This is a genomic window from Pseudaminobacter soli (ex Li et al. 2025) (genome assembly GCF_029892515.1).
GTDB classification, from domain to species: domain Bacteria; phylum Pseudomonadota; class Alphaproteobacteria; order Rhizobiales; family Rhizobiaceae; genus Pseudaminobacter; species Pseudaminobacter soli_A.
Map to the genome: position 1 here is coordinate 726121 of NZ_JARXVF010000002.1, position 20128 is coordinate 746248.

16 protein-coding genes and 1 pseudogene are annotated in these 20128 nt (G+C 61.0%); 7 read left to right on the forward strand and 10 right to left on the reverse strand.

What is annotated here, in order from left to right; genetic code table 11:
* Window positions 1-7: 7 nt before the first annotated feature.
* On the reverse strand, window positions 8-1258 hold the full coding sequence (locus tag M2281_RS14160; RefSeq protein ID WP_280821775.1) for an extracellular solute-binding protein: 1251 nt from the start codon (window positions 1256-1258) through the stop codon (window positions 8-10).
* 259 nt (window positions 1259-1517) lie between these two features.
* Between M2281_RS14160 and M2281_RS14165 the strand changes: the two genes are divergently transcribed.
* Genes M2281_RS14165 through M2281_RS14175 form a run of 3 tightly spaced genes read left to right on the forward strand, consistent with a single transcriptional unit; the run spans window position 1518 to window position 6091 of the window.
* Window positions 1518-2750 (forward strand): ROK family protein, encoded by a 1233-nt coding sequence (locus M2281_RS14165; protein WP_280821776.1) that lies wholly within the window; start codon window positions 1518-1520, stop codon window positions 2748-2750.
* 13 nt (window positions 2751-2763) lie between these two features.
* Window positions 2764-5169 (forward strand): PIG-L family deacetylase, encoded by a 2406-nt coding sequence (locus M2281_RS14170; protein ID WP_280821777.1) that lies wholly within the window; start codon window positions 2764-2766, stop codon window positions 5167-5169.
* 7 nt (window positions 5170-5176) lie between these two features.
* Window positions 5177-6091, forward strand: a complete 915-nt coding sequence (locus M2281_RS14175) for a DMT family transporter (RefSeq protein ID WP_280821778.1) — start codon at window positions 5177-5179, stop codon at window positions 6089-6091.
* Between the two features lie 241 nt (window positions 6092-6332).
* Here M2281_RS14175 and M2281_RS14180 read toward each other — a convergent pair whose 3' ends face one another.
* A complete protein-coding gene (locus tag M2281_RS14180) occupies window positions 6333-6665 on the reverse strand; it encodes a hypothetical protein (protein ID WP_280821779.1) in 333 nt (110 codons plus the stop codon).
* A gap of 730 nt (window positions 6666-7395) precedes the next feature.
* Here M2281_RS14180 and M2281_RS14185 point away from each other — a divergent pair.
* From M2281_RS14185 to M2281_RS14200, 4 genes and pseudogenes are all read left to right on the forward strand, one after another.
* On the forward strand, window positions 7396-9333 hold the full coding sequence (locus tag M2281_RS14185) for a hypothetical protein (protein WP_280821780.1): 1938 nt from the start codon (window positions 7396-7398) through the stop codon (window positions 9331-9333).
* Between the two features lie 441 nt (window positions 9334-9774).
* Window positions 9775-9960 (forward strand): hypothetical protein, encoded by a 186-nt coding sequence (locus M2281_RS14190; protein WP_280821781.1) that lies wholly within the window; start codon window positions 9775-9777, stop codon window positions 9958-9960.
* Between the two features lie 460 nt (window positions 9961-10420).
* Window positions 10421-10721, forward strand: a pseudogene (locus M2281_RS14195) (Tn3 family transposase); the annotation flags it as partial.
* A gap of 100 nt (window positions 10722-10821) precedes the next feature.
* Window positions 10822-11454, forward strand: coding sequence for a cysteine hydrolase family protein (locus M2281_RS14200; protein WP_280821782.1), 633 nt, complete (start codon window positions 10822-10824; stop codon window positions 11452-11454).
* 450 nt (window positions 11455-11904) lie between these two features.
* Here the strand turns inward: M2281_RS14200 and M2281_RS14205 are convergent, their stop codons facing one another.
* The 8 genes from M2281_RS14205 to lysA form a co-directional block, all read right to left on the reverse strand.
* A complete protein-coding gene (locus M2281_RS14205) occupies window positions 11905-12153 on the reverse strand; it encodes a hypothetical protein (RefSeq protein ID WP_280821783.1) in 249 nt (82 codons plus the stop codon).
* A gap of 250 nt (window positions 12154-12403) precedes the next feature.
* The gene (locus tag M2281_RS14210) at window positions 12404-12916 is read right to left on the reverse strand and encodes a L,D-transpeptidase family protein (protein WP_280821784.1); all 513 of its coding nucleotides are present in this window, start codon (window positions 12914-12916) and stop codon (window positions 12404-12406) included.
* 34 nt (window positions 12917-12950) lie between these two features.
* On the reverse strand, window positions 12951-13925 hold the full coding sequence (locus M2281_RS14215) for an ABC transporter ATP-binding protein (protein ID WP_280821785.1): 975 nt from the start codon (window positions 13923-13925) through the stop codon (window positions 12951-12953).
* Window positions 13922-14920: an ABC transporter ATP-binding protein gene (locus M2281_RS14220; RefSeq protein ID WP_280821786.1), complete on the reverse strand. Its 999-nt coding sequence runs from the start codon at window positions 14918-14920 to the stop codon at window positions 13922-13924. The genes M2281_RS14215 and M2281_RS14220 overlap by 4 nt, the downstream gene beginning before the upstream one ends.
* A gap of 11 nt (window positions 14921-14931) precedes the next feature.
* The gene (locus tag M2281_RS14225) at window positions 14932-15822 is read right to left on the reverse strand and encodes an ABC transporter permease (RefSeq protein WP_280821787.1); all 891 of its coding nucleotides are present in this window, start codon (window positions 15820-15822) and stop codon (window positions 14932-14934) included.
* On the reverse strand, window positions 15819-16757 hold the full coding sequence (locus M2281_RS14230) for an ABC transporter permease (protein WP_280821788.1): 939 nt from the start codon (window positions 16755-16757) through the stop codon (window positions 15819-15821). The genes M2281_RS14225 and M2281_RS14230 overlap by 4 nt, the downstream gene beginning before the upstream one ends.
* A 122-nt stretch (window positions 16758-16879) precedes the next feature.
* Window positions 16880-18466 carry an ABC transporter substrate-binding protein gene (locus M2281_RS14235; protein WP_280821789.1) on the reverse strand — a complete coding sequence of 529 codons (1587 nt, stop codon included), beginning with the start codon at window positions 18464-18466 and terminating at the stop codon, window positions 16880-16882.
* 100 nt (window positions 18467-18566) lie between these two features.
* Window positions 18567-19949, reverse strand: a complete 1383-nt coding sequence (lysA, locus tag M2281_RS14240) for a diaminopimelate decarboxylase (protein WP_280821790.1) — start codon at window positions 19947-19949, stop codon at window positions 18567-18569.
* Window positions 19950-20128 lie beyond the last annotated feature (179 nt).

Below are 20128 nucleotides of genomic sequence, written 5' to 3' on the forward strand. Positions count from 1 at the left end.
AGATGCCTTACGGCTTCGCGGCGTCGATGATGGCCTGCTCGGCCTCGGCCGCCTGAGCCAGCGAATCCTTCACCGACTGGCCTTCCAGCAGAACGCGGTTGGTCATGTCCATGGTGTTCTGGCGCTGGCCTTGTTCATCCACGAACATGGTGGTGTGGGCGTATTCGAGCCCCTTGAGGAACGGCCCGTAGATCGGGTCGGCCAGGTTTACGTCGGTCATGGCGGCGGCGCGGCGTGCCGGCAGCTCGCCCACTTCCTTCAGCCAGATGTCCATCGCCTCGGGTGACGAGATGTAGGCCAGGAACTTCTTGGCTGCTTCCAGCTTCTCGCCTTCGGTCTTGGCGCTGATGCCGTTGGCAAAATAGCTGGCATAGTTGGAGCGCACGCCCTCGGCACTGGCCGGCAATTCGGTCACGCCCCATTCGAAGCCCTCGATGGACTTGAAGGCACCGAGACGGAAGGTGCCGTCGATGGTCATGCCGGCCATGCCGGCACGGAACGCGGCCTGGCCCTCGTCCATGAAGCCGGCCTGGCCGATCTTCCTTTCCATCTGCAGGTCGGTGTAGAACTTGAGCGCCTTCTCGCCGGCCTCGTTGTTGTAACTCACCTTGCGGTCGCCGTCGGTATAGGGCTCACCGCCGAACTGGCGGATCAGCACTTCGCGCCACCACTGGTGGTCCTGGCCGCCCATGTCGAGCGTGGAACCGGCGACGACGAGATTGCCGGTGGCATCATGCTTGGCGATCTTCTCGGCCGCTGCGACGAACTCGTCCAAGGTCTTGGGCGGATTGTTCGGATCGAGGCCAGCCTCGGTGAACAGCTTCTTGTTGTAGAACAGGGCGAGCGAGCGCACGGCGGTCGGCAGGCCGTAATAGTCGTCGCCGCGCTTCATGGCGCTGACGATCGGGAAGAACTCGCTTTCGATCTTGTCATGCGGGAAGGCGTCTGTTGGCAGCGGCTGCAGGATGCCGCCGGCCACGAACTTGTCGAGCCAGCCGTAGAAGAGCTGCATGACGTCCGGACCCTGACCGCCCATCTTCGCAGCGATCACGCGGGTCTGGTAGTCGGCATAAGGGAAGGTCGTCTGCTTGACCGTGATGTCAGGATTGGCCTTCTCGAAATTCTCGATCAGCTTGTCCATCGCCTTGACGCGGGTGTCGAACACATACTGCCAGTATTCGATCTCGACGGCCTGCGCCGCATTGAGCGCCAGGGCGCTGAATCCCGCCAGCAGACCGGCAAACAAAATCTTGCGCATATCAACCTCCAGCTCGCCTCACCGGGGTCCCCCGCGTGCCGGCATATCCATCCCCTCGGCCCGGCATGCCCCGTGCAAAACCCGGCCATCTTTAGCCTGTCCGCCTGTGCGGACCATGCCTCGCGGCTGGCGGCAAATGCCAGCACACTTTCCGCTTACGGTTCCCTGCCGCACGTCTTTTGTCAATAAGATAATTTACTTGAATTAATCTGTTGTGGATGGAGTCGTTTCGGCGCTATCAATCTTGCGGAGGGGCAGGATGACCGGAACAATGTTTCAATCCGGCGGCACGCATCAGGTCACTCTGGGCAAAAACCCGGAGCGCACCCGCGATCACAATCGCCGAGTCGTTCTGGACGCCGTGCGCCAGCACGGCTCGCTGGGCCGCATGCAGATCGCCCGGCTCACCCAGCTTACCGCGCAGGCAATCGCCAACATCGTCGACGAACTCGTCGGCGAGAACCTGCTGATGGAGACCGGTCGGCTGCGCTCCGGCCGAGGGCTGCCACCGATCCAGTTCGCGGTCAACCCGGGCGGCGCTATGACCATGGGCGTCGAGATCGCAGCCGATCACATGGTCACGAGTGTGCTCGACCTTGCCGGGCATCCGCGCTCGCGGCGGATCACGGCCGTGCCGGACGCGAGCCCCGGACAGGTCGTCGCGCATCTGCGCACGGAGATGGAAACCGTAAGGTCCGCCTTCCCCGCGCCTCTGCTCGGCCTCGGTGTCGTCATGCCCGGTCCTTTCGAGATCGATGGCATGACCTCGGTCGGTCCCACCACCCTGCCCGGCTGGGCCGGTATTGACGTAGCAGCCTTCATCGGCGAGGCCTGCGGCGAACCGGTGATCGTGGAGAACGACGCGACCGCCGCCGCCGTGGGCGAACGGCTGTTCGGCGCGGGACGCTCCATCTCCAGCTTCGCCATGATCTATTTCGGTGCCGGCGTCGGCATGGGCATGATCGAGGAGGGCGCACCCTATCGCGGCGCCTTCGGCAATGCCGGCGAGATAGGCCATATTGTGGTCGTGCCGCACGGCAAGGCCTGCCCATGCGGCCAGCACGGCTGCTTGGAGCGCTATGCATCGCTACATGCGCTGCAGGAACGGCTGACCGAAGCTGGCATGGAGCGCCGAGACTTCACCGGCCTTGTGCGGTTGCATGCCGAGCGCCACCCCATCCTGGTGGAATGGATGGAGGAGACCGCGACCCGGCTGGCCCCCATGATCGGCATGATCGAGAACATCATCGACCCGGAAACGATCGTGCTCGGCGGCACGTTGCCGGACGCCGTTATCGACGAGATCATCGCGCGCATGGGCCAGTTGCCCATCTCCGTCGCCAGCCGCCGCGCGCGCTCATTACCGCGCGTGCTGCGCGGACAGACCGGGCAATATACTGCGGCGCTGGGGGCCGCCGCGCTGCCGCTTTTCGAAATCACCACACCGAAACTGGAAACATCGGCCGCAGCACTTTCAGAACCCGAAGGCTGAGGGAGGACAGACCATGCTCACCGCACGCGAACGCATCGAACGGCAGAAGGCGAACCCGGCGCTGCTGCGGCTTCACCGCGCGCTGAGCCGGCTGATATCCACCGTCACGATGATGAACACCGGCGCGCATCCCGACGACGAGCAGAGCGGGCTGCTCGCCTATCTGCGGCTGGGGCTGGGCATGCGCGTCATCGTGGCCTGCTCGACGCGCGGCGAAGGCGGGCAGAACTCGCTCGGGCCCGAGCGCCTCGGCGCGCTCGGCATGCTGCGCACGCGCGAGATGGAGGAAGCCGCTCGCGCACTCGACGCCGACGTGGTCTGGCTGGGCCACGGCCCGGACGACCCTGTGCACGATTTTGGATTCTCCAAGGACGGTGACCGAACTTTCGACCGCTGGGGCGAACAACGCGTGGTAGAGCGGCTGGTGCGCGCCTATCGCAGCGAAAGGCCGGACATCGTCGTGCCGACCTTCCTCGACGTTCCCGGCCAGCATGGTCACCATCGCGCGATGACGCGTGCGGCCGAAAGCGCGATTCGGCTGGCGGCCGATCCGAACGCCTTTCCCAAACATTTTGACGATGGGCTCACGCCCTGGCAGGTCGCTAAATATTATCTGCCGGCATGGTCGGGCGGCGGCGACACCTATGACGACGAGGTTCCGCCGCCGGACACAACCGTGATGGTGGAGGCTTTGGAGCGCGAGCCGGCGACCGGCGTGGAATATGACCACATCGGCGAATGGTCGCGCTACTATCATGCCTCGCAGGGCATGGGGCACTGGCGCGAAACCGCCAAGTCGCGCTGGCCGCTTCACCTGCTGATCGCGGACGGAAAAGCGGGACCGGAAGGCTCTGTTCTCGATGATCTGCCTGCATCGCTCGGCACTCTGGCAGCATGCCACGAGCTTCCCGTATCAGCGGCTGAGAACTTGACCGTTGCCGACGAAGCCATCGGCAAGGCCATTGCCGCCTTCCCGGCGCGGGATGCGATCATTGGCCATCTTCTCGATGCTGCCCGCCATCTCGGCGAAGCCCGCGCCCAGGCATCGGCATCCTTTACCGCGCTTCACGGCCACAGGCTGGAGCGCAAGACAAAGGAGATCGACGCCGCACTCGTGGAGGCCGCCGGCATTTTCGAGCGCGCAGCGCAGATGCCGGCCACGTTGACGCCGGGCAAGGCCGCGACGCTTACCGTCGATCTTGCGCATGACGGCGCGCACACTGCCGTGCGCATCAAGCCCGTCCTGCCGCGCGGCGTGGCGGCTGAGACAGTCACGAACACGGGCAGCAAACACAGCTTCACTGTCACCGCTTCCGGCGACGCTCCCTATTCGTCGCTCTATCCCGCCGCATGGTGGGCTCTCGGCGGCAATGGCGGGGCGCATATTGCCCTGGAGGCGGATTTCGGAAACCACACCGCGCATGCGGTTTTCGACCTTGAGGAACCTTTCGCCGTCCAGCCGGCGAATTCGGTCTCCATGGAGCCCGAAGCGCTCATCGTGCCGATCGACGGCTCGCGCCGCGTCTGGCCTGTCAGCCCGCGCGTGAATGGTTCCGACATCGCCGTTTCCCTCGTCGCCGATGGCGGCTGGACACTGGCCGGCACTCCGGAAAGCCCGCTGCTGCGCGCACCGGAGGTTCTGGTGCCGGGGCTGACAAGCGTTACGCCTCATGTGGACGGCAGGGAGGCGTTCCGGCTCACGCCCATCGCTTATGCGCATGTCGGTCGCCTCACATACCGCCAGCCTGAGACGCTTCACGTGCTGACGCTCGACCTGAAGCTGCCGCAAGGTGCGCGCATCGGTTATGTCGGCGGCGGGGCCGACCGGGTCGGCATCTGGCTTTCCAGAATTGGGCTCGATGTCGCCGAGCTCGATGCTCAGGAACTCGCAGGCGACCTGTCTCAATACACCACGATCGTCGTCGGCATCTTCGCCTTCGGTCAGCGCAAGGACCTCGCCGCGGCCACGCAGAGGCTGCACAAGTTCGTCGAGGATGGCGGCCACCTCATAACGCTCTATCACCGCCCGAGCGACGGCTGGAACCCGTTCGCGACGCCGCCCCGCCGTCTCGAGATCGGCACGCCTTCGCTGCGCTGGCGCGTCACCGATCGCGATGCGGAGGTCACCGTGCTGGAACCAGACCACATTCTGCTTAATGGCCCCAACAAGATCACCGCAGAGGACTGGACCGGCTGGGACAAGGAGCGCGGCCTCTATTTCGCGTCGCGCTGGGATGAGGCCTACACGCCGCTATTGTCCATGCACGACGCCAACGAACAGCCCCTCACCGGCGCGCTGGTTTCGGCGGAAATTGGTTCCGGCCGCCACACCCATACCAGCCTAGTGCTGCACCACCAGATGGATCGGCTGGTGCCGGGCGCGTTCCGGCTGATGGCCAACCTAGTCCAGCCCGCGTGATCGGGACATGGCCGGGCAGACGGAGCAGGCAACACGCAGGGCGAAGCGCGAGGGCATAGCCTGGGTGCTGGCCGACATGGTGCTTGTGGCGGGCGGCATGACGTCGCTCGTCAAGGCGCAAGGCGTGGTCTATCCGGCCTTCCAACTCGTCTTCATCCGCGCCCTGATCGGACTCTTGTTCATACTGCCGCTGATCTGGCGGCATCGCCACCACATCCGCAACACGCGCCATCCCTGGCGCAACATATCGCGCATAAGCTGCAACGCGATCGCGCTGACTAGCCAGTTCCTGGCCTACACCCTGCTGCCGCTGGCGACCGTGAACGCGCTCAGCTTCTCGCGGCCGCTGGTGACGATGGCGATGGCCGCCGCTTTCCTGGGCGAGAGAATCAGCCGGCTGCGCTGGATCGGCGCCGGTGTCGCCTTCTGCGGCGTGCTGGTCATGCTGGCGCCCGGCGGCGTCGAGTGGAATGTCGGCCTGCTGGCGGTTGCCGGCACCATCATCTTCGGCGCGCTTGCCATCATTCAGACGCGCATGCTGCGCGAGGAGAACACCACCGTGATGATGGTGTTCTACACGGTGGGCCTCGTGGTGATCACCGCCATCCCCGCGATCTATACCTGGCATCCGGTGAAGACGGCCGACTGGGCTCCGCTGCTCGCCATCGGGCTACTCGCTCAGGCCGGCCAGTATTGCTTCCTACGTGCCTATCGGCTAGCCGATGCCAGCGTGCTGGCGCCCATCGGCTATCTGTCGATCATGGTTACGGCTCTTGCCGGCTACATCTTCTTCGGCGAGGTACCGGGCAGTCGCGTCATCTTCGGCGCGGCGATCGTGCTGGTGGCGCTCCAGACTACGGCACTGCTGGAACGCCAGATCGGCAAGAGACGGCGTGCGCGGGCGAACGAAATGCAGCCGTGAGGCTGCAATGACCCGGCGGCCGCTGTTCCGAGACCATCAGCCCTACAAGGTGTGCGATGCGCCCACCCGCCGCTGCCTGGAGATGGAGTTCAGGCTGAAAAACTGGGGTGTGCCGCACAGTCTAACCTGTGAAGCGCCGTCAGGCTTGCTCCACGAAGCCGCGCTTTAGCCGTAGCATCATTTGCGTCGTGTCGGCGCGCCAGTTGGAGCGCACATATGCGCCTGGGGACAGTTGAGGCCGCTACCGACCCGTGACGATACGCGAGCGCTCACCATACTGGATATCGACGCGGCCACTGAGTGGAAACTCCACCATGTAGAAGGTGACGAAGGTTCCGGCATCGACAACGAGTTCCGGACCATAGGGAAGCAGGTTGAGGGAAGCATCTCTGCAAGCGATCAGATGATGACGAAAATCGAGGCTGGTTGCTTGGTGGGACAGTAGCAGACGATGCGGACGATAGCAGGTCGACAAGGCAGCGACGGCTTCCGGCGCGCTGCCTGACCAAAGACCGGGCGCACTGGCGAGCCGAGTTGAAGCGTCGATCAGGTCGGGCACCATATTGGTGAACATGACAGGGGCGATGGGGGCCGGTTGTCCATCTGGGTCGAGGGGGCAAGGCAGCCGAAGTCTCAGCGCAACACAATCATGCAACTATTGGAAAAGATTAGATTTTCACTGAGCTCTTAAAGTGATGAATCCGTTTGACCTGTTCCCTGCCAGGAAGGCGACATTGATCTTCGTGATAAGGATGCAAATGTTATGATGCGGCAGCGTCGAACCCCACTCCCCCGTAAATCAAGCGAGAGTTTCTTGCCGACGTCGGAATCGATGACGTTCGTAAGCAGCCGCGGACCTTCTTCGAGCTCGATGAGGGTGACATCGTAGGGCCTGCATAAGGTATGTTAGAAGTTCGAGATAATCGTTCAGTTCCCAATCCGTCACGTGGCCATGGAAGCGGGTTAGCTCCCAGCCGAAGTCTCAGTGCGACACAATCATGCAACGATTTGAAAATATGAGATTTTCACTGATCTCTTAAAGTGACGAACCCGTTTGACCTGTTCCCTGCCAGGAAGGCGACATTGATCTTCGTGATAAGGATGCAAAGGCCATGATGCGGCGGCGTCGAACCCCACTCCCCCGTAAATCAAGCGAGAGGCCTGCTTCGTCGAATTAACAAAGTCCGGCGAGGCCGGGAATAAATCCTTGCGGAAACAAGTCTCCTCATGGCGATCCATCTGAAATCGCGGGAGACGGTGTGCTCGCATACGGTTTCCTCTCTTGATCGCTTGGGAGCGAACCGATGGAAGCCCTGCTGACAAAACGCGGACGCGGACGTGAACTGGCCATTGTGTTGCATGGCCCTCATGGCTGTCCTGAAGAAATGCAGGGAGTTTCTACAGCGATCGAGGAGCGATCCGAGGATATCGACATCCTTACGCCTATTTTGCCATACGGCGGTTTTTTTGGTCTGTTCAGGACAACGCCAGTCGAGCAAATCGTTCGCGATGTCGTCGAAGAAATCGACAAGGCGCTCGCCGATCGCGAGAGGCGGGGCGACGGCGGCGTTTACGAGCGTCTCATTTTGGTCGGCTACAGTTGTGGGGCTGTGATTGCCCGCAAGATCGCCATAGTCGTGCACGGCGAGACTGCCTCGGCCCCTTTCGTAAAGGACTTGAAACGGCTCGAAAGGACATGGGCCGGAAGCATTGAGCGGATCATTCTTCTGGCAGGAATGAGTCGCGGATGGGCGCCTGAGATTGCTCGCGATTGGTTGCAGTCGGCATTCTGGACGCTCGGCTCGTGGTATTGCGCGATCGCCGCGATGCTTCGACTGCCTGTCCCGACCTTATATGCGATGCGGCAAGGCCAACCGTTCATTGTCCAGACACGTCTTGAATGGCTGGCCCTGATGAGATCGAGCCGGCTGGTGGAAAAGCGTGGGGCGCGCGCTCGAGAATTGCGCCGTCGAGGGGGCCGCTTCTCCACTTGCGAGGCTGTGCCTCCGATCTTCGTGGTCCAGCTGCTTGGCGCAATTGATGATCTGGTTTCGCCGGATGATGCGGTCGATATCGTTGTCCACAAGGGCGACAACGCGTCCTTTGTGCTGATCGAGACGCCGGACACCACACATCATGGCGCCATAAATATGCGCAAGCCGGACAAGGACCAGCGCAAAATGCTTGAGGACGCGCTCGGCAGTGTTTTGGTGCCGGACGCCAGATCCCTCGCGGATACATGTCGAGAATTCACTCTGACGGATCAGGCGCGGTTCCTGTTGCTGGCGAAAGCCGCTGGCGACAGTCATGACGATCTCAGAAAAATCGCCGTCGCTCGCAACCATATGGCCGATACCCTGTCGGCTACGCCTGACGGCATGGTCTCCGACGTCGTTTTCGTGATCCATGGCATCCGCGACAAGGGATTTTGGACCCACAAGATCGCGCGCGCCATCAAACTGCAAGCCGAGCGCGAGCAGCGTGTGTTTCGCTCCTTCACGGGTACCTATGGCTATTTCGCGATATTTCCTTTCGTGGCGCCGTGGATCCGCCATTGGAAGACAGGTTGGCTCATGGATCGTTACGTGTTGATGCGCGCCCTTTATCCCGAAGCAAAGTTCTCTTATGTCGGACATTCGAACGGCACATATCTCCTGGGGCACGCCCTGCTGCACTATCCGGCGGCGAAATTCCATCATGTCGTTTTTGCGGGCAGCGTCGTGCGTTGCGACTTTCCTTGGAGCGCACTCTTGCCCGACAAATCAGCAAGTATGCCCGGGCAGGTCGACAAGGTTCTCAATTATGTCGCCACCAAGGATTGGGTCGTCGCCATTTTTGCGAAGGCGTTTCAGACCTTCCCGGCAATGTTCGACCTCGGAAGCGCCGGATACGACGGTTTCAACGAATATCGGGGAGAGACGCGCCACCCAGACCTGCACGAAGCCAAATTCATAGTTGGCACACATGAAGCCGGCATTCGAGAGGCCCATTGGGACGATATTGCGCGATTTATTGTGAAGGGCGAACCGCCGACCAGCGATGCACCCCGCGAGGCGCCGCCCGAATGGAAATCCGTTCAGCCCAGGCTGTTGCGTTTTGCGAGTTCTGGGGCGCCGGCGCTTTTAGTCGTTTGGGCGTTGCTGGGCGCTCTTTTCATATGGTCGCTCGCCACGATCGCATGGGAGGCCTGGCTTCCAGTGCTTTATTGCGCGGCCGTTTATCTCTTCGTCACGCGATTCTGAAGAGCTGAATGCAAACCAGGCGCGCCAAAAACGCGCGGGACGTTCGGCACGCGCTTCCTATCTGGCAAAGCGCAACGGGCGCCATTTCATACAAGTCCATTTCGCCGTCCAACGTGCGCAGCTTGTCGGCAACCGCCCTATCGCGCCTCGCTCGACACTATTGACTTCCGCCTAGTCCGCTAAGGTTGGCAGAGTAGAGGATAAACAACAGCATCGATTAGGCGAGTGACGACACGTTTCCGTTCGGCACCACAAAGCGGCCGAGCCGCATGACCTGAAAGGCAAAAAACCCACCGCCTCGAGAGAGACGGCGGGTCAATGCTTGGCGGAAAGATGGCCTGAACCGCAAGGGGCGGCCGACCCTACCGGGCGCGCCTAATACCCCGCATGATACCCAGGATACCAGGGGCCGTAGTAGGGATTGCGGTAGGGATACCGATATTGACCGAACCCAAAGGAGGTGTCGCCGCCACCGGAGTCAACGCCTCGGTCGTGGGAGGCTGCGCCGCCGCTCCCCATACCGCCGCCGCCCATGCCGCCGCCGTGTCCGCCGCCACCGGCGCCGCCATGTCCGCCACCGCCGCGGACGAGTTGCACGCCGCCATGATCATCGTTTTGCGTGTGTAAGAGGACGCCTGTCTGCAGGCCGCTTTGGTCGCAGCGCATAGCGGTGCTGCAGCTCAGATTGTGTATGCCGCTGTCCGCCGGTTGCGTTGGAAGAGCGCGGAAAGCCTCGCCTACCGCGTTGACCGTCGGGATGATGTCAGGAATGGAGCTCGGAAGAGGCGCAGCAAACGCACCGCCGTAGAGCGCTCCAATGCCCAGCAAGCCCGAACATGCGAGTGTTGAAAGATAGCGTGTCATTGTCTTCTCCAAGGGTTAACTATCCGCGGAGCCCAATGCCTGCGATGATCGCAGGGGTTTGACCTTGATGCGATGATCGTTGGGGTTGAGCCTCTATCGGACCTGTAAAGTAGACTCTCCGCGGACAAAAAAATTCCCTTGGATAGCGCGTTTTTGAGGGAGCTCATGGAGGTGCTGTCCACGCCCCGAGTGGCGGACAGCCCTTTAGCGCGCGTAACGACCGTCGTCTGACGGACAGTGCTTCCGTGCGAGCGACCCAGCGGCAAAACGGGGCGCTGCCAATCTGCGCCAGGCAGCGAACCGGGATCACAACTCTACAGCCACCTGCCTGACCAATATGGCTACTTCAGCCTCCTACCCAGCAGTCCGACAGGAAGCGAAGCGTCTATGTTTTGGATGGCCTGCTTGGTCAGGACACGATCCTCGATATTCAGGAGCACTTTACCGACACTGGCGGCGCGAGCGGTCATGTCCTTGGGCTGTTCGCTTTGGTCAACAAGCGCTTCGCGCTTCGGCTATCCAATTGAGCAGCTTGACGCGTGGGACGAAGAAAATAGAGTGCACTGCCGGGCTTCAAGGCGACTCCATGCCCGTGTGGGATCCCAGGCGTTACGAGGCGACAAGTTGCGCACCCGCGCCATAGGCAAGCTCAAGCCGCAACCGGACGCGGAACATGGCGGTTGTTCACCTCTATCCAGGAAGGAGTTCGCAGACATCATAGGAACAGCACTCATAGTCGGTGACATCCAGCGCGGTATCACGGACGCTTATCCGTTCGCACGGCAGGTCGTGCCTGCGCTGACGGACCTTCTCCCTCGCGCGCGAGCCGCTGGCATCCTCATCGTGTTCGTGCGCATCGCGTTCCGAGCGAACCGTGCGGATCTGCCACCGGGCAACCTCTTCTCCGCCTTCTTCGACGCCGGGGACAGCTTTCACGAGGGGGCGGCTGGTACCATGATTGATCTACCGGTGAAGCATGAGGACGTCGTTGTGCTGAAGCGCCGGGCAAGCGCCTTCGCCGGTACAGACCTTGACCTCGTGCTGCGTGCCCATGCCGTTGACGCAATCACCATCGCTGGAGTGGCAACCAGCGCGATGGTCGCCGCGACCTTTTACGACGCTGCTGATCGCGGCTACCGGACAACAGTGCTTCGTGATGGATGCGCGGATAGCGATCCCACCGTCCACGACTTCTTCATGGACAAAATCTTTCCAAGCCGGGGAGCCGAGGTCGTGTCGTGCGCCGAGTGGCTGTGACCCTTACCGACCCGCTACAAAGCCTGCGTGCTTCAAAGCGCGTAATCGAGCGTCCAAATGAGCGGGCGTGATAGTCAAGACCGTGCACGATGGACAGCAACGGCGCGTGCGCGGGTGTTGTCTTGCGGGCTGAGGGTCAATCTTCGGTACTAAATTACAAGAGATGTGACCATAAAGGGGTTTTGGCTCATTTTATCGACCTTGGTCTAGCAAATGACAACCGGCGTGAAATCCGGAATGTCGCCCAGGCGGCAGGCGTCGAATGCCGCAGGGCAACGGGGATTGACGGCGCAGCCAGGTGGCGGCCGCAGCGTCTCCACCGGCGCGATTGGGGGAGCGAGGCTATGGCGCCTGCGGGTACGGGTGGGCCGTCGCCGCAACTGACCTTGCCTTTCCCAATCTCACAGAAGTTCGGCTATCGATGATAGCAGCCTGTCGATCTGCTGCGGTCTATGCTGTGAAAACGCGGCAAACGTCAGGCGCATTCGAGTAGCCAGACGCGGGCGTGACCTTCACCACGATGTCGCGTTTGGTGAGTTCTGCATGAATTCGTTCAAGATCCAGGTCTCCACGCACCGAGACGATAGGAACCGGGGTATCCTCGATCTCGAAACCCTGGCTGCGGAAGCCGCCGCGCATATGCTTCACATTGCGTTCGAGGTTTGTGCGCATCTGTGGTGTCGTTTTCAGCAACTGCATAGCAGTGATCGCGGCCGCTCCTGGTGAAGGCAGTGATGCACTTCTTAGAATCATGGCGTTGCATTTGATCCTGTCGGCAAGCTCGCGATTCCCTGATGATCGTCGCGCGGGCTTCCGGCTCGCGCGAGCGCCTCTATGGGGAGAAGTAACACTCGCCCGAAGCCGGCAAGGCCCTAATCTGTGGCTGCCGGCTGCATCCTATGTCCCGATATATGACTTGGTGCAGGCGGACTGCGCCCGTGGATCTTCGTCAGGCCGCGTCGGAAAAGCAGAGATGCGTGGAAGGCTTCGCCAGCTCCAGGAAGGCCAGGAGATCCTCCCTCGAAAGCGCGGCGCACCCCTCCGTCGGCGAGTAGGTCGGCCGAGCGATGTGAAGAAAGATCGCGCTGCCCGCTCCGGCAATCGGAGGGTCGTCATTGTGCCCCAGCACGACGATGCAGTCATAGAGATCGTCATCGCGCCAGAGCTCCTCATGGCTGGCCGCAAAGGGCAGCTTAACCTGAAGATTGTAGTTGGGGTGCGAAGGGTCATCGCACCAGCCATCCAACTTGTCGATTTCATGGCAGGGGAAGTGCGTCGCTGGCATGGCCATTCGATCGGCTCGGTAGAAAACCTGGCGGATCGGCCATCGGCCGATGGGGCTCGCGCCGTCCCCCTCGACTTTTTCTACGCGCAAGCCGCCACGGCCGACGGCGCAACGCCATTGCTTATCTCCGTATTCGGCCTTCCAGCCCTCGCCGTCCCGCGACACGATCAGATCCAAGCTCAGCTCCTTCTTTGCACTGAAAACGCCCCGGTCATAGGTCCAGGGGGAAATGACATGCGACCGACCGGCCGCCCTGATCGGTCAGGGCTGGCTCCTGTGTCCGGCAGGTCGCCTGCGCGTAGGGACAGCGCGCCTGGAAGCGACATCCCGACGGCAAGTTCATTGGGCTCGGAATGTCGCCGACCAGCATCGGCCTGTCGCGGTTTCTCTGATGGGGATCGGCGCGCGGAACCGCCGAGATAAGGAACATCGTGTAGGGATGACGCGGATTCGAGAAGATTTCCTCCGTCGTTCCGACCTCCACCATCCGCCCGAGGAACATCACTCCGACGCGGTCGGCGAACTGGCGAACCACGCTTAAATCGTGAGTGATGAACAGATAGGTCAGCTTCAGCTGTTCTTGAAGGTCACGGAGCAGGTTGAGCACCTGCGCCTGGATCGACACGTCGAGTGCGGACACCGCCTCGTCGCAAACGACGAATTCCGGACTGTTGGCGAGCGCGCGGGCGATGCCGATGCGCTGCCGCTGCCCCCCACTGAACTGGTGAGGATAACGATGCAACAGATGCCTGCGCAACCCCACCATGTCGAGCAGTTCCTTGCAGCGGGCCTCGATTTGTTCCTCCGTTCCGAAGCCATGGGCGCGTAGCGGCTCCGCTAGGATTTCCTTGACGCGCATCCGGGGATTGAGCGATGCGAACGGGTCCTGAAAGACGATTTGAAGCTTCTTGCGCATCGCCCGCATTGCCGTTTCGTTGAGAGCGTTCAGATCCTGCCCGCGATACCGCACAGTGCCGGCCGTCCGCTCGAGAAGCCGCAGCATTACGCGGCCCAGCGTGGTCTTGCCGCAGCCCGACTCGCCTACTAGCGCGAAAGTCTCCCTCTCGTAGATATCAAGACTTATGCCGTCCACGGCGCGGATCGCCCGATCCTGTCGGCCAAAGAAGCTCGTTCCGATAGGGTAGTGCTTGCTAAGCCCGTCGATTGAAATGAGGACCTCGCTCACAGCTTTCCTCCCTGTTTGTTGTGGAGCCAACAGCGGGCTTTGTGGCCATTGCCGAGATCCGTCAGTTCGGGTTGTTGTACCTGACATACGGGCATCGCGTCGCCGCATCTGGGATGGAAACGACAGCCTTGGGGAAGTTTCGCAAGGTTGGGCACAACGCCCGGAATGCTGTTCAGGCGTTCCGTCGTGCGCTTCTCTGTGGCCTTCGGGATAGAAGCGAGAAGTCCCCTTGTATAAGGATGCGATGGTCGGTCGAAGAGGTCGAAGACGCTGGCCTGTTCCACGATCTGGCCCGCATACATCACGTTCACCTCGTCGCACATCTCCGCGATGATGCCGAGATCGTGTGTGATCATGATGATTGCCGTGCCTACCCTGTCGCGCAGCGCCATCATTAGTCGCAGGATCTGCGCCTGTGTCGTTACATCCAGCGCCGTCGTCGGCTCGTCCGCAATCAGCAGCTTCGGCTCACAAATCAAGCCCATGGCGATCATCGCCCGTTGCCGGAGACCGCCTGAGAGTTGATGCGGATATACATCGAGGCGCGCCGCCGGCTCCGGTATGCCGACGGTTTCGAACATGCGCAGAACATTTTCGCGGATGGCACGTCGGCCCATATCAGTGTGAATCGCGAGCGGTTCACCAACCTGCTGTACCATGGTCTTTACAGGGTTCAGCGACGTCATGGGCTCCTGAAAGACCATCGAGACTTCACGGCCGCGCTTGCGTCGCATCTCGTCGGGATGCAACTGCGTCAAATTCGTTCCATCGAGGAAGACGCCGTCGGCGCTCACCTTGCCGGGAGGCGACGACACTAGTCCCATCAGTGAGAGCGCCGTCATGCTTTTGCCAGAGCCGGATTCACCCACCAGGCCCACGATCTTGCCGCGGCCCACGTCAAACGACACGCCGTCGACAACCTTGACCGGGCCATTCTGGGTCTGGAATTCCGTGCGCAGATTACGCACGCTTAGCAATGTGCTTTGATCTTTCATCGCCTCGCCCGTCAGTCTTTCATGTAGGGATCGAGCGCGTCGCGCAGGCCGTCACCGACAAAATTGAACGCCAGCACCGTTATCAGGATGGCCACCCCGGGTATGATTGCGACTAGCGGTGCCGAGAAGAGGTATTCCTTGCCCTTGGCCACCAGCAGTCCCCAACTCGCTTCGGGAGGCTGGACGCCCACGCCGAGGAAGCTGAGGCTCGATTCCCACATGATCGCGTCGGGAATGCTGAGCGAAAACAACACGATCAGTGTCGGGATGACATTGGGGAAGATATGACCGATCATGATCGCCCGCTTCTTCGTCCCGTTCGCTCGGGCTGCTTCGATGAATTCCCTCTCCTTGACGGCGAGCGCTTGGGCGCGCACCACACGCGCCACACCGGCCCAGCCGACCAGGCTCAGCGCGATGAATATGTTGAAGAGGTTCGCACCCAGCGTGTACATCACCACCATCGCCAACAGCAGCGACGGGAAGGCAATCATTGTGTCGGCCAGGCGCATGATGATGAAATCGATCCTGCCCCCGTAGTAGCCACTGATGATGCCCATGACGGCGCCGATCATTAGCGAGATGAAACTCGGTACGATTCCGACAACCAGCGAAATCCGGGCGCCATAGAGAATCCTGGTCAGCAGGTCCCGGCCGAAATTGTCCGTTCCGAGCCAGTAGGTGGCGGACGGCGGCAGAAACTGCTCGTCCAGGGCGACGCGATAGGGGTCGTGAGGACTGATAAAGGGAATGAAAAGCGCGACGAAGATCAGCGCGCCAACGAGGATCAACCCGACCATCGCCATGCGGTTGCTGGCGAAGATCCTCAACGCGTCGCGGAAGTAGCTGTCGTCTCCGGTATCGTCGGTGAAGTCTTCGGTCGTTTCGGCGAACTGCGTCATTTCGATCCTCCCTTCATCTCGTGCCGAATGCGGGGGTCGAGAACGGAGTAGAGGATGTCGGCAACTAGGTTCCCCAGGATGACGAGTACGGTGGCGAATAGAACGGATCCTTGCAGAAGCGGCATGTCGCGCGCCTGAATGGCGTTGACGGAGATACGGCCCACGCCGGGAATGCCGAAAATCGCTTCGGTGATGACAGCGCCTGACAAAAGGCTCGCGACCTGGATCGCCATGATGGTCACGACGGGAATGAGCGCGTTCTTGAGCGCGTGCCGGCGGATCACAAGGAGCTCGCGAAGCCCCTTGGCCCGGGCTGTGCGGATGTAATCATGGCGCATCACTTCTAGCAGGCTGGAGCGGGTCAGGCGGGCAATCACGCCGGCGGAACTCCATCCCAGAACGATGGCGGGCATGATCATGTATTGGAAGCCGTAGAACCCGGATACCGGCAGCCATTTCAGCTTCAGGGCAAAGATGTATTGCATGAGCAGAGCCGACCAGAAGATCGGCATCGACACGCCCAGAAGCGAGAAGCCCATGAAGAAGTGATCGAGCAGTGAGTCCCGCCGGATCGCCGACAGGACGCCAGCAGGGATACCGATCACCCAGGAAACGACCGCCGCGCAGAGGGCGAGATAAAGCGTGTTCGGAAAAGCGTTGAGGATGAGCGTCGTGACGCTTCGGTTGAGCTTGATCGACACGCCAAGATCCCCCTGGAGGGCGGCGAAAAGAAACCTGAAATACCGCGTGATGAGCGGATCATCGAGGTGCATCTGCGCGCGAACACGATCGATAACATCGGCGCTCGCATGTTCCTTCATCATGAGCGCGATGGGATCGCCGGGAATCACATTGAGCATGATGAAAAGCAGCGCCGTGATGCCGATCAAAACAGGGATCGACATCGCGATGCGCTTTGCCACGAAAGTTAGCATCGAAAGAAGTCTTTCATTGCGCCTCGCCGAAGGGAGAGCTTCGAGGAGGTCAATTTTGAGAGAGAGGTCGGCAAGCGCGCTTGGCGGGCGCAGCAGAACAGCACCCGCCACGTCACAACGCCTTATTCGACTTCCATCTGGTAGTAGCTCATGTCGCTCCAGCCGTTCCACGGCACCACGAAGTTCTTGACACGCGGTTGGACGACATAGGCGTGATCGAGGCTAAACAGCGGCACCCACGCCGCGTCGTCTTGCACGATCCGATCGGTCATCTTCTGATAGAGCGCGCAGCGTTCCTCGGGATTGGTCATTGACCGTGCTTTGTCGAGCGCTGCGAAGACTTCGGGATCGTTGTTGTTGTAACCGCGGACCGCCGTCCCGCTCTTGCTGAAGAACGTGTAGAAGAAGTTATCCGGATCGTTGAAGTCAGCAGACCAGTTTTGCGTGTAGTTGTCGACCGTTCCTGCCTTGCGGCTCGCATAATAGGCCGACTCGTCCATCGTCTTGATCTGGGCGTTGAAGCCGGCTTCCTTGATCTGGGCCTGAATGATCTGGTTCATATCAGACCATTTCGAGGACCAGCTACTGACCTGTGTGAAGCTGATGTCCACCCCGTTGGGGTAGCCCGCCTCTGCCAGCAGCTGCTTTGCCTTCGACGGATTGTACTCGATGGGCGTTGCAGGCGCGTAGCAGGTGACGCCACGAGGCATCACGCCGTTCTCGATCATGCCCTTGCCGTAGAAATTCTTCTGAAGAATTTCCTGGCGATTGATGGCCATCTGGAACGCCTTGCGCACACGCACGTCGTCGAAGGGCTTCAGCGCCTGGTTGATGTGGTAGTAGTATATCCCGACGCGCGGACCCGCCCGGACTTGATCTTTCCACTGGTCGCTGCTGGTGAAATAGGGCAGCTGCGTTGGTGCGTAGTCGATGTCAAAGACGTCCAGTTCATCGGACTCGAAGAGAAGCCGCAGCGTCTCCGAATCCGCGACGATGCGGACGATGATCCGATCGAGCTTCGGGCGGCCGCGGTAGTACTGCTCGTTGGCTTCCAGAATCTGATTGTCGTTGAGGTTGTATTCTACCAGCTTGAACGGACCGGTGCCGTTCGTGGTTTCGGGCGAGAGACCGAACTGATCGCCGAGCGGCTCTGTGAACTTCCGGTTGAAAATCGAAGCCCCGGGGCTAGCCAAGAGCGCGACGAAGGCTGCGTAGGGTTCCTTCAGGACGACCTTGACGGTGTACTTGTCCACTGCCTGCAAGCCGGGGACCGTGGCTGCAGTTCCGTCCAGACGCTCCTTGGCGCCGTCGACGAAATCGAGGATGTCGGTGCCGAGGGCCTTGGTCTTGGGGTCGAGCATGCGGTCGAAGGTATAGACGACGTCATCGGACGTCAGTTCCTCGCCATTGTGGAAAAGCACGCCCTTGCGCAGATGGAACGTATAGGTTTTGCCGTCTTCCGAGACATCCCAGCTTTCCGCAAGGCCGGGCACGAGCCTGGATTCGCCGGGGCCGCTCGTTTCGGCCTCGACGAGCCGGTCGAAAACATTCAGCGGCAGCGTATAGAAATCGGTGGTCTTCTGGACGTCGACCGACTTCGGGTCCTCCTGATATGCGATCCGCAGCACATGATCGGCCGCGAGCGTGGGCGAGGCCAGAGCAAGCGTGACCAGCCCCGTCGCCATCAAAAATTTTACTCTATTAAACACGTATCTTTCCCTCCACTTTTTGGTTCTCCAGCCAAATCGGCGCACAGGAACCATCGTTCCGCGCTCCCCCGGCTGTTCCGTTGCTGGACTATCGTCTGATTTACCTTGCGCCGACCGTCATCGGCGTGCAGACCGCCCCGTCTGAGGCCCGTTCAGCCATTCCTTGACCCGCCCGCGCCGGAACCTGCCATGCCCCCGCTTGCTCGAGCTTCAACATCTCGCCGATATCTTGTCTGCGGCGGATCGTCCTGAACAGGCTGCCCTCAACAAGTACCTCGGCCACGAGATCGCGTGAATTGTACGTCGACGCCATCGACGCGCCATATGCGCCGGCGCAATCGAAAGCGAGCAGATCACCCGCGCGTAGTTCGCCTAGCCCTTCGTATGACCCGAACTTGTCGGAGCTTTCGCAGATCGGGCCCACGAGGCTGTAGGCGGGAACCGCCACCGCGGTCCGCGGCTCGTGAAGGGGGAGAACAGGATGGTGCGCGTCATAGAGCGCTGGACGCATCAGATCGTTCATCCCGACGTCCAGGATCCCCATTGTTCCACCAGCTATGTCCTTCAGGTAAAGCAACTCCGTCACCAGCAATCCTGCCCGGCCAACCAGCCATCGGCCCGGCTCCACGGTCAGTTCGCAGCCAAGGTAGCCAACCGTCTCCGCGATGATCTTGGCGTACTCGGCGATGTCCGGACCAACGGTGTCGTCGGAAGCGATCCCAATCCCGCCGCCGAGATCCAGGCGCGGCACGACCAGTCCCCTGCCGCGCATTGACGTCACAAGGTCGGCCATCGCCGAAAAGGCGCGTCGGTACGGCGCCATATCGTGGATTTGCGATCCGATGTGGACCGCGATCCCGAGCGCCTCCAGTTCCGGCATCGCCGCAACCTCGGCATAAAGGTCGGCCACGTCGCCGATCGGGATTCCGAACTTGCTTTCCTTCGTCGCGGTCGTGATCTTGGCGTGCGTCTTCGCGTCGACGTCGGGATTGACACGCAATGCGACGGGCGCGCGCTTGCCAAGGGCGCGGGCGATCTCGGCGACCACCGCTACTTCAGCCGCCGACTCGACGTTGATCTGGTGGATGCCGACGTCGAGCGCGCGGGCGATCTCGGCACGGGTCTTCCCGACACCGGAGAAGATTATCTTCGATGCCGGCACGCCAGCAGCCAGCGCGCGCTCTAGTTCACCGCCAGAAACGATGTCCATCCCGCAACCGAGTTCGGAAAGCAGGCGAAGGACAGCGATGTTGCCGTTGGCCTTGACTGCGAAACAGATCGACACCTCGCTGGGACTGAGGGCGGCCGCAAGGCACTGGTAGGCGGATCGAATGGCATCGGCGGAATAGCAGTAGAACGGTGTCTGCACAGCCGTCGCGACATCGCTCAGAGGCACGTCCTCGACATGCAGGTCGCCAGATCGATATGCAAGCCACTCCCGGTCGTTCCCCTGGCGACTCGCTGTTTCCGCATACTTAGTCATTGGTCCATCACACGTTTATTCGGATCAGCACATCCTGAGGCCCGGATGATTCCAGAGCTTGTGATGCTTGGGAAATATTTGATAAGGCGGTCTTATTCAGATTTGATATGTAATGTGGCGCCTCAGCCAAGCCTTTCCTGGCATTTCCAGATCGCGCGAAACAGCAAGAAAGATACACA